The 13,799-nt window shown below is 75.4% G+C and carries 12 protein-coding genes; 7 read left to right on the top strand and 5 right to left on the bottom strand.

Going from position 1 to position 13,799, the window contains the following annotated elements:
• Window positions 1-90 precede the first annotated feature (90 nt).
• Window positions 91-678, bottom strand: coding sequence for a 2'-5' RNA ligase family protein (locus ACIRBX_RS32180; RefSeq protein ID WP_402302521.1), 588 nt, complete (start codon window positions 676-678; stop codon window positions 91-93).
• A gap of 155 nt (window positions 679-833) precedes the next feature.
• Here ACIRBX_RS32180 and ACIRBX_RS32175 point away from each other — a divergent pair, with 155 nt between their 5' ends.
• On the top strand, window positions 834-1,319 hold the full coding sequence (locus ACIRBX_RS32175; protein ID WP_402302519.1) for a hypothetical protein: 486 nt from the start codon (window positions 834-836) through the stop codon (window positions 1,317-1,319).
• 74 nt (window positions 1,320-1,393) lie between these two features.
• Here ACIRBX_RS32175 and pxpB read toward each other — a convergent pair whose 3' ends face one another.
• From pxpB to ACIRBX_RS32160, 3 genes are all read right to left on the bottom strand, one after another.
• Entirely contained in the window at window positions 1,394-2,038 is a 645-nt protein-coding gene (pxpB, locus tag ACIRBX_RS32170; protein ID WP_402302517.1) for a 5-oxoprolinase subunit PxpB, read from the bottom strand.
• Window positions 2,038-2,814, bottom strand: coding sequence for a LamB/YcsF family protein (locus ACIRBX_RS32165; RefSeq protein WP_402302516.1), 777 nt, complete (start codon window positions 2,812-2,814; stop codon window positions 2,038-2,040). Before ACIRBX_RS32165 ends, pxpB begins: the two co-directional genes overlap by 1 nt.
• Window positions 2,815-2,986: 172 nt before the next feature.
• Window positions 2,987-3,541, bottom strand: a complete 555-nt coding sequence (locus ACIRBX_RS32160) for a hypothetical protein (RefSeq protein ID WP_402302513.1) — start codon at window positions 3,539-3,541, stop codon at window positions 2,987-2,989.
• A 170-nt stretch (window positions 3,542-3,711) separates the two neighbouring features.
• Here ACIRBX_RS32160 and ACIRBX_RS32155 point away from each other — a divergent pair, with 170 nt between their 5' ends.
• The 5 genes from ACIRBX_RS32155 to ACIRBX_RS32135 all read left to right on the top strand — a co-directional run bounded on the left by ACIRBX_RS32155 (window position 3,712) and on the right by ACIRBX_RS32135 (window position 12,108).
• Window positions 3,712-5,244, top strand: coding sequence for a hypothetical protein (locus ACIRBX_RS32155; RefSeq protein ID WP_402302510.1), 1,533 nt, complete (start codon window positions 3,712-3,714; stop codon window positions 5,242-5,244).
• A gap of 379 nt (window positions 5,245-5,623) precedes the next feature.
• Complete coding sequence (locus tag ACIRBX_RS32150) at window positions 5,624-6,499, top strand: hypothetical protein (RefSeq protein WP_402302507.1); 876 nt, start codon at window positions 5,624-5,626, stop codon at window positions 6,497-6,499.
• Window positions 6,500-6,565: 66 nt separating this feature from the next.
• Window positions 6,566-11,110, top strand: coding sequence for a hypothetical protein (locus ACIRBX_RS32145; protein ID WP_402302505.1), 4,545 nt, complete (start codon window positions 6,566-6,568; stop codon window positions 11,108-11,110).
• A 71-nt stretch (window positions 11,111-11,181) separates the two neighbouring features.
• Entirely contained in the window at window positions 11,182-11,361 is a 180-nt protein-coding gene (locus tag ACIRBX_RS32140; protein ID WP_402302502.1) for a hypothetical protein, read from the top strand.
• A gap of 60 nt (window positions 11,362-11,421) precedes the next feature.
• On the top strand, window positions 11,422-12,108 hold the full coding sequence (locus ACIRBX_RS32135; protein ID WP_402302499.1) for a DUF6215 domain-containing protein: 687 nt from the start codon (window positions 11,422-11,424) through the stop codon (window positions 12,106-12,108).
• Between the two features lie 7 nt (window positions 12,109-12,115).
• On the opposite strand, the gene ACIRBX_RS32130 is transcribed toward ACIRBX_RS32135, so the two are convergent.
• Entirely contained in the window at window positions 12,116-12,481 is a 366-nt protein-coding gene (locus tag ACIRBX_RS32130) for an ArsR/SmtB family transcription factor (RefSeq protein ID WP_402302496.1), read from the bottom strand.
• A 92-nt stretch (window positions 12,482-12,573) separates the two neighbouring features.
• Between ACIRBX_RS32130 and ACIRBX_RS32125 the strand changes: the two genes are divergently transcribed.
• Complete coding sequence (locus tag ACIRBX_RS32125) at window positions 12,574-13,668, top strand: NADH:flavin oxidoreductase/NADH oxidase (RefSeq protein WP_402302494.1); 1,095 nt, start codon at window positions 12,574-12,576, stop codon at window positions 13,666-13,668.
• The last annotated feature ends 131 nt before the right edge of the window (window positions 13,669-13,799 follow it).

Raw genomic sequence — 13,799 nt, 5'->3', positions numbered from 1 at the left:
CGCAGGAGAGGCCCGCCGACCCCGGACGCGCACCACGGGCATCAGCTCGACGGCACCGCCATTCAGATGGCACCAGCGGACCGGCCCGCCTCACAGCGCGTTTCGTCCTCCGAGTACGAACGATGCCCGTTGCTGCCACTTCGTGCCGTCGTGGACCACGAGGTCGACCGACCGGACGTGAGACGTGAACGGCAGCTTGTCGGCGAGATCGGCCTCGATCTCCTCCAGCACGGCGTCTTCCTGCCCCTGAGCGATGGTCAGGTGCGGCACGACCTCGGTGAACCGGCCACCGTAGGGCGGGGCCTCGGGCCAGAGGGCAGCGATCGCCTCGGTGAGCTGCCGCACCTGCGTGTCGGGCTCGGGAACGAGATGCAGCACGTCTCCGAGCCGTCCGCAGCGTTCGAACCGCAGGTCGAAGGCCTGGTGATCGCCCAGCAGGTCCGCGAGGGCGTAGTGGACCGGCGCATCCATCCGGCTCTCGTCGAGGAACGGGAAGAGCACGGTGACGTGGGCCGGAACCCCGGCCCGGGCCGAGGGGTCGAGCCGCGCACGCCATGCGCGGACGGCCGGCTCCGCCTCCGGGATTCGGATGATGAGGCCCGTCCGGCCTTCCTGGAACGCACTGGAGCTGTCAGCCGTCGTGGCACCGCATGGTGTCACCTCTGCCACATCCGGCACGGCTCGTTTCTCGCCGCACGGCGTCGGCGGCCACCGCAGGACCGCCGGCTGCCGTCTGACCCGAACCGGGAGATACCGCTAACGGGGGGGCGTGCGTGTGCGTCCCATGGTAGGTATTTGATCTTCGCTCACATGATCCACAAGGGGAGGACCCGTTGCGCATCGCAACGCGCATCATCGGAACCGCCGCGCTGGCCGCTCTCGCCCTGACCGGGTGCGGTTCGACCGGCACGACGACCACCAGCCCGAAGACGACCGCCGCCGCGCCGGCCGAGGGGAGCGTGAAGACCGAGGCGCCGAAGGCCGAAGCCGCGAAGTCCGAGGCGCCGAAGTCCGAGGCTCCGGCCGCCCCGGCGACCAGCGCGGCCCCGAAGCCCGCGAGCGGCATCCCGTCGCCCGACGCCGCCCAGACGGCCGCGTTGGTGGCTGCCCTCAACGCAGTGCACCCGGCGCTAGCGGTGAAGGCCGACAAGGCCGTCGGGCGGGCGCGGAACGTCTGCACGGACATCCAGCGTGCCGAGTCCGACGCCCTGGTCCTCAAGAACGCGAAGGCTCGCTTCGAGGGCGGCGACGTGCCGCCCCTGACGGACGCTCAGGGTCTGGCGATCGTCGCGGCGGTCAAGGCTTCGTTCTGCAAGTAGTCCCACCGGGCCCTGCCCGGCCGCTCGCCGGGCGGGGCGTCGGTCCGGCGCCAGGCCGTCCCCGGGGTTCGGCCTCAGGCCTCCGCCGCCGGAACGAACCGCACCCGCGTCCCCGGCGCCAGCAGCGCCGCCGGCTCCCGTCCGGTGTCCCATAGCACCGCCGTGGTCCGCCCGATCAACTGCCAGCCGCCCGGCGAGGACCTCGGGTACACCCCCGTGTACGGGCCCGCCAGGGCCACCGACCCGGCCGGGACGGAGCTGCGCGGGGTGGCCCGCCGGGGCACGTGGTACCGCTCCGGAAGTCCCGTCAGGTACCCGAACCCCGGGGCGAAGCCGCAGAACGCGACCCGGTACTCGACCGAGGAGTGCAGTGCCACCGCCTCCGCCACCGAGACGCCCCAGCGCCCGGCCACCTCCGCCAGGTCGGCCCCGTCGTACACCACGGGGAGCGAGACCAGCGGCCCGTCCGACCCGGCCCGGTGCTCCGCCGGCCGCCACCCCGCCAACTCCCGCCGCAGGGCCGCCACGTCCGCGACCCCGTCCAGCAGGACGGTCCGCGCCGCCGGCACGATCTCGGTCACCGCCGGGAGCTCGCCGCGCCGGGCCAGCAGCTCGGCGTACAGCGCCTCGACCACCGCCCCGTCCTCGGCCTCCACCAGCAGCGCCGCCGCCCCGACCTGTCGGAACGTCAGCTCCACGGCCCCCTCGGAGTGCCCCATCAGACGAACGCCTCCACCCGCACGCCAGCCGTGGCCAGCGCGCCCCGCACCCGCCAGGCCAGCTGCGCCGCGCCCGGGGTGTCCCCGTGCACGCACAGCGAACGCGCCTCGACCGCCACCGGCTCGCCGCCGACGGCGGTGACCAGCCCGTCCCGGGCGATGCCGACGGCCCGGGCGATCACCGCCTCGGGGTCGTGCAGCACCGCCTCCGGGTCCTTCCGTGGTACCAGGGTGCCGGCCCAGGTGTAGGCCCGGTCGGCGAACGCCTCGGTGACCACCGGGAGTCCGACGCCCTCCGCCACCGCCAGCAGCCGGGAGTTGGGCAGGCCCAGCACCGGCAGCGGGCCGTCGCAGACCGCTCCGGCCCGGAGCACGCCGGCCACCACCGCCTCGGCCTGCTCGGAATCGCCTACCACCCGGTTGTAGAGGGCGCCGTGCGGTTTGACGTAGCTGACCCGGGAGCCGGCCGCGCGGGCGAAGACCTGGAGGGCGCCGATCTGGTAGGCGATCTCGTCGGCCAGTTCCTCGGGGGGCACGTCCATCGCCCGGCGGCCGAAGCCGGCCAGGTCGCGGTAGGAGACCTGGGCCCCGATCCGGACGCCGCGTTCGGCGGCCAGCGCGCAGACCCGGCGCATGGTGGAGGGGTCACCGGCGTGGAAGCCGCAGGCCACGTTGGCGCTGGTGACCACGGAGAGCAGGGCCTCGTCGTCGGTCAGGGTCCAGCGTCCGAACCCCTCACCGAGGTCCGCATTGAGGTCGATCACCGCTTCGGTCACGCCAACACCCGTCTCCCGCCCGGTTCCTGGGGGTGATCGTAGGGCCTGCGCGGGCGCGCGCACGCACCTGACCCGTAGCCGGAGCGCGCACCCGTCGGGTGCGCGCTCCCTCGGATGGAGGAACGTTTCCTCTCCATCCTCCCCGCTCGTCGGCCGGACGGGTGAGACTCCGTCAGACCGCCGCCGGCCGGGGGAGCGGTTCGGGCCGCCGCCGCATAGCCTCGGCCCGCTCCAGCCGCCTGATCGCCCGCAGGATCAGCAGCAGCGGCAGGGCGCCGACCACTCCGAACGACATGTCGACGAATCGCCATCCCAGCGGGATCCCCCGGAGCGGCCCGCAGATCAGCGCCAGCGGGATCACCGCCGCGCAGGCCAGCAGCGCCCAGCGGACCACCCAGACGTTGCGCACCGGGTCCTTCAGCGGCCCCCAGAAGGCGGTGGCGATCACCAGGTGGGCGAAGGCCAGCCAGTCGGTGCCGTAGGCCAGGAAGGGGTACCGGACGTTGGCGTCGGCCACCCCGTCACGGACCCGCACGGCCCACTCCAGCACTCCCGGGACCCGGTCCGGCAGCGGGGCCCGCTCTATCAGCCAGACCAGCCAGCGGGTCTCGGTCTCCAGCGGAAAGGCCGTCAGGCCGCTCACCGCGAGACAGACGATGAAGATCCACATCCACCGCCGGACGTACCGCAGCGTGGCCGCTTCGGTGGTGCGTTCGTCGTCGGTCATGGTGTCGCCCCCAGATGGGTGATGCGGATCGGGATCCCGTCCCGACCTGCGCAGCAGTGACTCTAGACCGAAGAACTGAACATGTTCAACTCGCTTCCCGGGGTCGCTCGGACGGCCCCCGAGGGGGACGTTTCGGACCTTGTCGGCATCAGCCTCTAACCTTGTCCACCGTGACCACCGCAGTTCAGCCCACCGAGCCCCAGCTCCGGCCGCCCGCCCCCGGCGCCGCCCGCCCCGCCCCGGGCCCGGCCGCCGACGAGGGGCTGGCCCGCCGGCTCAAGGCGCTGGCCTGCACCGCCCCGCTGCACGACCTGGACAGCCGGAAGGTCAACCTGGCGGGCGAGTACACCTCCTACGCGATGGCCGAGGTCGGCCTCTCCGCGATCGACCTCGTCACGCTCAACATGGACTTCGACACCGGGGCCGACCGCGACATAGTGCTGGCCCGCATGCTGCCCCGGGTCGCCGTGCAGAACCCGGGCCGCGCCGCCGCCGAGCACGAGCGGGTGGCCCGCTGGGTGCTGGAGTCGCTGATCAACGTCGGCAGCGTCGACCGGGGCTTCCGTGCCGTCTACGGCACCTTCGGCGCCGACGGCAGCTACGTCCGCCGCGACTACGACTTCAAGCTGATCGAGGAGGTCCCCGGCCCCGACGGCGGGGTCTACCTGCGCACCACCGACGAGGCGGTCAACGTCCTGGTCGGCGCCCTCGACACCGACGTGACGTCCGCTCAGATCGCCGCCGAGGTCAAGCTGGAGGTGCTGATCAACCGGGGCCGGCTCGCCGACGCCCAGCTCGCCGCCGAGCAGGCCCGCTACCGCACCGTCCAGTACGCCGAGACGCTGCGCCGCGCCCTCGACGCGACCCGGCGCAACGTCCGGGCGGTCGACTGGATGCAGGCCGTCCCCGACCTGATCGACGAGGCACTCGGCCACATCGCCGACCGCTACCGCCACGAGAACGCGATCCTCACCAACATCCGCAAGGCCCGCGACGAGGCCGAGGAGCCCGAGCACAAGCGGCGGGCCGCCGAGCTGGTCGACATCGTCAAGGACTGCATCCGCCGCCACACCCAGCTCCAGACCCGCCTGCTGGAGGCCGGCCCGCTGTTCCGGGCCGAGCAGGACCGGCAGGCGTTCGCCGCCCCGTCGGCCCGGGCCGGCATCGACCTGTACGGGCAGCTGCTCGCACCGCTGCTGGAGCTGCCGGTCAGTCAGGCCACCGGCCCCACCGACGCGTTCTTCGCCCGGGGCACCGGGCTGCGCACCCCCGTCTCGGTCCGGATGACCGACCTGGTCGACCTGCTGCTCACCCCACCGGTCGAGCGCGAGCACCTCGGCGCGGAGCTGCCCGACCCGGACCTGGTGGCCACCCCCGACGACAGCCGTTTCTCCGACGAGCAGCTGGAGGCGGCCCAGGAGCTGCTGGACCTCCCGCCCGACGCCCCGCGCCGCCTCTCCGGCCTGCTCGCCGAAGCCCGCCGCAAGGACCCCGAGCTGCCCTACCTGGTCGCCCTGCTCGCCATCCACTCGGCCAGCCCGGCGGTCGGCACGGCGTACCGGCAGGGCGAGGAGCGGCTGCTCTTCGCGGTGGACGACGGCACCCGCCTCGACGACCCCGAGTTCGGCGGCGCGGACCTGATCGTGGGCAGCGCCCTGCTCGATGCCGCCGGGATGGCGGCGGACCGCAAGGACGGCGCATGAGGCACGTGCGGCACACGGGAAGCACAACGGGGGCGCGAGGAACTGCGCGCGGCGGCGGGCAGCAGACCTTCACCGTCGGACGCGCAGTCAGTTGCCGCCTCTGCCGTGACCCGTATCCGCGTGCCGAACGGCGGCGTCCCCTCGTCGGCGGTGTTCGGGCCCGTGCCGTTCCCCTGCGCGCAGTTCCTCGCGCCCCTGGGGTGGCCGCGTGGCCGCTCGCTGATCGGCAGTGCTCAGCCGTCGGCGGTGTTGGGGTCCCTGTCCTGCCGCTGCGCGCGGTTCCTCGCGCCCCTGGGGTGGCTGCGTTGTCGCTCGCTGATCGGCAGTGCCCAGCACCCCGCGCCCCCGGCCTCACCTTCTGCAAGGAGTACCGCCCGTGATGACCGACCAGAGCTGGGAGACCGAGGACGAGCCCCAGGCCCCGGTGCCTGCGGCGAGCCTGACCCCGGCGGACGTCGCGGACGCCGCCCGGCTGGTCTCGTTCGGCCTCCAGGCCAAGCTGCTGCCGGCCCGCGACGCGGAGTACGCCGAGCTGATCCGGCGTCACCGAGAGGACCCGGGCTTCGCCCGCCTCGCGGACGCGGTCGCGACCGGCCTCGGCCTCGTCGTGCTGGAGGTCTCGCCCCGGGCCGGGATGGCGGTGGCCGCCGCCGAGGACTCCCTCTTCGCGGTCCGGATGGGGGACTACTCCCGCCGGGCGGCCGGTGAGGCGACCGACCGCTTCCTGCACGGGCTGGCCCACCTGGCGACCGCCGCGATGGCCTTCCCCCGCCCCGAGGACCTGGCGGACGACGCCTACCTGGGCCGGATCACCGTCAACGGCGTGGACGCCTTCGTCCGTCAGGCGTGCCGCCGCCTGGAGGAGCGGGCCGAGGCGGCCGGGGACAACACCGACCCGACCTCCGACGCCCCCGGGCTGGAGGCGGCCTGGCGGGTCTGGGCCCGCCGGTCGGCGACCGGGGCGACCAAGGACGCCCGCCGCCTCTCCGGCTCCACCATCGGGATCGTCTCCAAGGCGGTGCTCTTCCTGGTGGACTCCGGCTTCCTGCAGAAGACCTCGGACGACTCCGGCGGCACCTACCGCACCACCGCCCGCTACCAGCTCCAGGTCCGCGACCTGGCGAGCAGCGCCGCGATGGCCGAGCTGATCGACCTCGGCGTGGTGGCGGTCACCGACGGCACCGCGACCCTGCTCCCGGCCGACCACAGCGAGGAGTTGGTGGCCGACGCGGGCCTGCCGTTCCACAGCCTCTGACCCCGGGGCCAGCGCCACCCGATCCACCGTTCCACTGATCCACCGTCAACTGGAGAACCGCCGCACATGTACGAGCTCAACCGGGTCCGCCTCTACTCGATCGGACCGGCCGGCGCGCGCTACGCCGACACGGTGCTCGACCTGCGCGGCGTGGGTGAGCCGGTGGCCGAGCCGAGGCCGCAGCAGATCGGCCTGTTCGGCGAGGAGCCGGAGGGCCCGCAGCGCCGCCCGGCCCCGGCCGGCGTGCTGTTCCTGGAGAACGGCGGCGGCAAGTCCGTCCTGCTCAAGCTGATCTTCTCCGTCATGCTCCCGGGCCACCGGAACACCCTGGGCGGCGCCAGCTCCGGCGTGCTGCGCAAGTTCCTGCTGGCCGACGACTGCGGCCACGTGGCGCTGGAGTGGCAGCACACCGTCACCGGCGAGCTGATCGTGGTCGGCAAGGTCAGCGAGTGGAGGGGGCGTCAGGTCTCCTCCGACCCGCGCAAGTTCGCCGAGTCCTGGTACTCCTTCCGGCCCGGGCTCGGCATGACGCTGGACGCGCTGCCGGTGGCCGAGCGGCCCAGTCTGGCGGGCGACCAGCGGACCCGGGGCCGGCGCCGCACCATGAAGGGCTTCCGGGACGCGATGACCGAGGCGGGCAAGGCCGCCCCGCACCTGGACCTGGTCTTCGAGGACATCCACGACCGGTGGAACGAGCACCTCGGCGAGCTCGGCCTCGACCCCGAACTCTTCCGCTACCAGCGCGAGATGAACGCGGACGAGGGCGAGGCGGCCGGCCTCTTCGCGGTCAAGCACGACTCCGACTTCACCGACCTGCTGCTGCGCGCCGTCACCGACACCCGGGACACCGACGGCCTGGCCGATCTGGTGCACGGCTTCGCCGCCAAGCTCGGCCGTCGCTCCGAGCTGACCGCCGAGCGCGACTTCACGGCCGGCTCGCTCGACCTGCTCCAGCGGATCGTCGACTCCACCGCCGCCCGCGAGTCGGTCCGCGAGCTGCACCGCACGGCCGAGCGCCGCTCCCGCCGGCTGGCCCAGGCGCTCTCCGTCCGGGCCGCCGCCGAGCGGGACCGGGCCCAGGACCTGGCGGTCGAGGTGGCCGCCGCCGCGAGCGCGGTGACCTCCGCCGAGAGCGACCGCACCCGGCACTCGCTGATCACCGCCGAGCTGACGTACCGCCACGCCACCCTCGGCCTCGCCGCCGCCACCACCGAGGCCGCCGCGCTGCGCCGCGAGCTGACCGAGGCCCGCACCCTGCACTCCGCCTGGCAGGCCGCCGAGGCGGTGCTGCGCCACCGCGCCGCCGCCGACCGGGTGGCCCGGGTGGCCGCCGCGATCCGGGAGGCCGAGCTGGACGCGGCCCCGGCGCTGGCCGCCCGGGCCAAGGCCGCCGGGGCGCTGGCCCGGGCACTGGAGAGCGCCGCCGGGGCCGCCGAGCTGAGGGCGGATCAGGAGGAGGCCCGGGCCGAGGAGTTGCAGGCCGACGGTGGCCGCTCGCAGGCCGAGGCCACCGCCGCCGCCACCGCCGCGCAGAAGGCCCGGTCCGAGGCGGGCCACCTGGAGCAGCGGCTGGCCGAGGTGGAGCAGGAGACCCAGGCCGCCGTGGAGGCCGGCTGGATCGACGCCGGGACGGAGGAGCCCGACCCGGCCCGGGCCGCGCTGCACGCCGCCGACGCCGAGAAGGAGGCCACCGCCGCCCTCGACCAGGCCCGCGCCGCCGCCGAGCAGTCGGCCGCCCGGGCCCGGGAGACCGGCGCGCTGGAGGCCAAGGCCGAGCTGGCCGCGGCCCGGGCCAGCGACGCCTACCAGAGCGCGCACCGCGCGCTCTCCGCCGAGCAGCGCACCGCCGCCCTGCTGGCCGCCGAACCCCGGCTGGCCGAGCTGCTGGCGCTCGACCCGTACCAGGGCGAGGAGGCCGAGGGGCATCTGACGCCGGCTCTGCTGGACGCCAACGCCGAGGAGTTGCAGGAGCGGCTGGACACGGCGGTGGCCACCGCCGAGCGCACCCTCTTCGACCTGCGCACCGCCGCCGCCGACGACTCCCGGATCCTGGCCGCGCTCGGTGACGGCGGCCTGCTGCCGCCCGGCCCGGACGTGCTGGCCACCGTGGAGTTCCTCGGTGAGCAGGGCATCCCGGCGCTGCCGGGCTGGCGCTACCTGGCGCAGTCCGTCGACCCGGCCGACCACGAGGCGATCCTGGCCGCCCGCCCCGAGCTGGTGGACGGCGTGGTGGTGACCGACCCCCAGTCGCTGGACCGGGCCCGGGAGGCGCTGGGCTCCGCCGCGCTGCTGCCCCGCTCCACGGTGGCGGTCGGCACCGCCGCCGCGCTGATCGCCCCGCTCGGCGCCGAGCCGCCGTTCTTCCTGGTGCCGCCGAACCCGGCGATGCACAACGAGGGAGCGGCCGACGAGGAGCGCCGTGAGCTGCGCACCCGGGCCACCGCCCGCGAGGAGCACATCCGCGAGCTGGCCGCCCGGCTCGGCGGGGACCGCGCGCTGGCCGCCCGGCTGGACTCCTGGCTCCGGCAGTGCCCGCCCGGCACGCTGGCCGAGCTGACCGAGGCCACCCTGGACGCCGCCGCCAAGGCCGAGACCGCCGCCGCCGAGCTGGCCACCCTGCGCGCCGAGCACGGCGAGGCCGAGGCCGACCAGTACGCGGCCGCCGCCGCCTACGAGGAGCGCCGGGAGGCCGCCCAGCGCACCCGCCGCCGGGCCGACGCGCTGGCCGGTCTGGCCTTCCGGCTGCGCGAGCGGGCGAACTGGGCCCGCCGCCGCCGCGAGCTGGCCGAGGACGCCGCCGAGTGCGACCGCCGCCAGGCGGTCTGCGCCGAGCGGGCCCGCACCTGCGACGAGGACCGCCGGGCCGCCCAGCGGGCCGCCGACGACGCCCGCCGCACCGTCCGCACCCTGCGGGCCGAGCGGGCCGAGCTCTCGGTGGTGGAGGAGACCGAGCGGATCACCGAGGTGGCCGCCTCGCTGCCCGCGCTGCGCGAGGCGTACCGGGCCGCCGCCCAGCTGTACGAGAAGGTCGGCGTCGGCGCCGACCTGCGGGCCGAGCAGGCCCGGGCGGAGGGCGACGAGACCGCCTCGGCCGCCGAGCTGGACCGGCTGACCAACAAGGTCCGGACCCGGGCCGAGGAGCTGCTGGCCAGCCCGGACGGCGCCGACGGCCCGGCCCGGCAGGCCGCCGTCACCCGGGCCGAGGGCCTGGTCGCCACCATCGAGGCCCGCTCCGCCACCGCCTCCGAGCAGCTCGGGCGGCTGCGCGGCGAGGCCGAGCGCTCGGCCCCCGCCAGCGGCGAGGCGCACACCGAGCTGCCCGAGGACCTCGTCCCGGCCGACCCCGAGCATGCCCAGGCGCTGCTGCGCACCGCCACCTCGCGGCTGGCCGAGCGGCGCGAGACGGTGGACACCGCCCGCACCGCGCTGGCCGACCTGCAGCGCACGCTGGACGCCGCGCAGTCGGCCGCCGCCGACTTCGACGAGGCGTCGGGGCAGCTGCGGGACGGCCTGCGGGACCACCACGGCGAGGAGGAGGCCCCGGCCGCCGAGCCCTACCTCGGCGCGCTGGCCGAGGCCCGCGCCGCCGCCGCCGAGTCCCGCCGCGCGCTGCGCTCGGCCTCGGCCGAGCTGACGGCGGGTGAGCTCGCCGTCCGGGACGCCTCGGACGCCCTGGTCCGGCACGCCAACGCGGCCCGCTACGAGGCCGTCCGCACCCCGGCCCGCCAGCAGATCCGCGAGCTGCCCGCCGCCGCGCTGCCCGACCACGCCGCCGCCTGGGCCGCCGCCTTCGCCCCGCGCCTGCGGGTGCTCACCGACGAGCTGACCCAGCTGGAGCGGAACCGGGGCTCGATCGTGGACCGGCTGCGCGGCCTGGTGGAGTCCTCGCTCGCCACGCTGCGCGCGGCCCAGCGGCTGTCCCGGCTGCCCGAGGGCCTCGGCGAGTGGTCCGGTCAGGAGTTCCTCCGGATCCGCTTCGAGGACCCGGACCACGCCACCCTGGTGGAGCGGCTCGGCGAGGTGATCGACGAGGCCACCCGGGCCGCCGTGAAGAAGAACAGCGACCTGCGGCGTGACGGCATGTCACTGCTGCTCCGCGGGGTGGCGGCGGCGATCGGCCCGAAGGGCGTCTCGGTGGAGATCCTCAAGCCCGACGCGGTGCTGCGCGCCGAGCGGGTGAGCGTGGGTCAGATGTCCGACGTGTTCTCCGGGGGCCAGCTGCTCACCGCCGCCATCGCGCTCTACTGCACGATGGCCGCGCTGCGGGCCAACGACCGGGGCCAGTCCCAGCTGCGGCACGCCGGCACGCTGTTCCTGGACAACCCGATCGGCCGGGCCAACGCCACCTACCTGCTGGAGCTCCAGCGTGCGGTGGCCGACGCCCTCGGCGTCCAGCTGATCTACACCACCGGTCTCTTCGACACCACCGCGCTGGCCGAGTTCCCGCTGGTGATCCGGCTGCGGAACGACGCCGACCTGCGGGCCGGCCTGAAGTACATCTCGGTGGAGGAGCACCTGCGCCCCGGCCTGCCCGCTCCGCAGGCCCCGGACGCGCCGGTGATCCACGGCGAGATCACCGCCACCCGGATGTTCAAGCGCCCGGCCGGGTGAACCGGCGGCCGGCCCGGGCGGAGCGAGCGGCGGACACCCCCGCCCGGGCCCGGCGGTGTCATGCTGGTGGCGTGTTCGAGGACGAACTGCGTGAGCAGCTGACCCTGGCCCGCCTCGCCCTGACCCGGGCCCGCGAGGCCGGCGACGACGACGGCGTGGACGCCTACCGGGGCCGGATCCGGGGCCTGCTCCGGATCGCCGCCCACCACGGCGTCGACCTCCCGCACGAGCCGGAGGAAGAGAGCTACTGACGGGTCCGTCCGTGCGCCACGATCGCCCGTCTCGCAAGCGCGATCGTCGGGGGGCGGCGGATGACGGACGGTGTCGAGGTGCCCGGGACGGGCACCCGGAGCGTGGTCGGCCAGGTGGTGGCGGCGCTGGTGCTGGTGATCCCGCTGCCGCTCGGGCTCTGGCTGGCGCGGGGGCAGGAGGAGGCGGCGCCCGATCCGTCGGTCTGCCCGCACGCGCGGGCGGTGGACGGGCCGGAGGTGCCGGCGCTGTGCCGGGCGCTGAACCGGCCCGGGCTGGCCGCTCTGCTCGGTGCCCCGGGTGCGCGGGTCACGGTCGACGAGGTCGGCGCCGTGACGCTGCCGGGGGGCGTCACCCCGGACAACACCTCGGCCGAGGTCAGCGTGGGCGAGTACCGGGTCCGCCTGACCGACAACCGCGAGGTCTCCGCCGCGGACGCCGTGTACCTGTCCTCCCGGGCCACCGACGGCACCCTGCCGGGCCACCGCGCGGTCGCCTTCACCGAGGCCACCATGGGCATCAGCCTCGACCTGTTCGGCGGTGGCGGGGGCAAGGCCGTGGCGGGCGGCGAGGCGCAGCACCTCGCGGTGGCCAAGGGGCTCCTCCGGAGCGGCGGCAGCTACCAGCTCACGGTCTGGCGCAGCGACCTGAAGCCGGTCGACCCGGGCACCGTCCGGCGGATCGCCACCGAGGTGCTGCCCGCGCTCCCGGAGTGGATCCCGGACACCGCCGCCCCGCCGGTGGCCTGACACCGCGTCAGGCCATCGACCCGACCGCCGGTTCCGCCACCGGCCCGGCCGCCGTGCGCTCGGTGCGGTAGGCGCCCAGGACGCTCGTCAGCAGGCCGGGGAAGAGCCGCTCCAGCTCCTCGGTGCGCAGGCAGCTCATCCTGGCCGTGCCCCGTCGGTGCTGGCGGATCACCCCCGCCTCCCGGAGCACCTTGAAGTGGTGCGTGCTGGTCGACTTGGTCACCGGCAGGGCGAACGCCTGGCAGGCCATCTCGTGGGAGCGCTCGGCGAGTTCGGCGGCTATCCGGAGCCGGACCGGGTCGGCCAGGGCGTGCAGCACGGCGGCGAGCCTGATCTCCGTCAGGGCGGGTTCGGGCAGCGGGGTCTCGGTCACCCGTTCATAGTACGAGAGCCGTCGTAGTTTGACAGCTGCCGTACTACGAGGGATATCGTAATAGCGAGCACCAGCCCTCTGAAGGAGCCACCGTGAGCGCCCTGTTCGAGCCCCTCGTCCTGCGTGAGCTGACCGTCCCCAACCGGGTCTGGATGGCCGCGATGTGCATGTACTCGGCCGCCGCCGACGGCCCCGAGGTGGGCGCCGCCACCGACTTCCACCTGGCCCACTACGCCGCCCGCGCGGCCGGCGGCGCCGGTCTGGTGATCACCGAGGCGACCGCCGTCCTGCCCGAGGGCCGGATCTCGCCCTGGGACCTCGGGCTGTGGACCGACCGGCAGCAGGAGCAGGCCGCCCGGGTGGCCGCCCTGGTCAGCTCGCTCGGCGCGGTGCCCGCCGTCCAGCTGGCGCACGCCGGGCGCAAGGCCGGCACCGACAAGCCGTGGCTGGGCGGCAAGCCGCTGCCGGCCGGCTCGGTCGGCAGCCGGCCGGTCGGCCCCTCAGCGGTGGCCTTCGCGGACGAGTACGTGCAGCCGCACGAGCTGACGGTGGAGGAGATCCGCGAGGTGGTCGAGGCGTTCGCCGCCTCGGCCCGCCGGGCGCTGGCCGCCGGGTTCAGGACGGTGGAGATCCACGGCGCGCACGGCTACCTGATCCACTCCTTCCTCTCCCCGCACTCCAACCACCGCACCGACGGCTACGGCGGCGACTTCGCCGGCCGGGCCCGGCTCGCCCTGGAGGTGACCGAGGCGGTCCGCGCGGTCTGGCCGCAGGAGCTGCCGCTGCTGTTCCGGGTCTCCGCCACCGACTGGCTGGAGCAGCAGGCGCCGGGCTGGACCTCCGAGGAGACGGTGCTGCTGGCCAAGGAGCTGCAGGCGCGCGGGGTCGACTTCGTGGACGTCTCCACCGGGGGGAACGTGGCCAAGGTGGACATGCCGCTGGGCCCCGGTTACCAGGTGAGGTTCGCCACCGCCGTCCGCGAGGGCGCGGGGCTGCCGTCCGGTGCGGTCGGCCTGATCACCGAGCCCGCCCAGGCCGAGCGCATCGTCGCCGAGGGCGAGGCGGACGTGGTGCTGCTCGGCCGCGCGCTGCTCGCCGACCCGTACTGGCCGCAGCGCGCCGCCCGCGAGCTGGGCGCGGAGACCCGGTACCCGGAGCAGCACGCCTACACCATGCGCAAGCGCTGACCACCCGTCAGGAGAGCGGCGGGGGGCCCGCCCCCCCCCCGGCCCCCCCCGGGGGGGGCCCCCCCCGCGCCGGGGGGGGGGGGGGGGCCCGCCCCCGGGGGGGGGGGCGGGGCGGGGGGACACAGAGCGAA

The sequence above is a fragment of the Kitasatospora sp. NPDC096147 genome, assembly GCF_044763225.1.
Lineage (GTDB): Bacteria > Actinomycetota > Actinomycetes > Streptomycetales > Streptomycetaceae > Kitasatospora.
The sequence above is the reverse complement of the archived record's forward strand: the minus strand, read 5'-3'. Positions and strand labels throughout refer to the sequence as shown.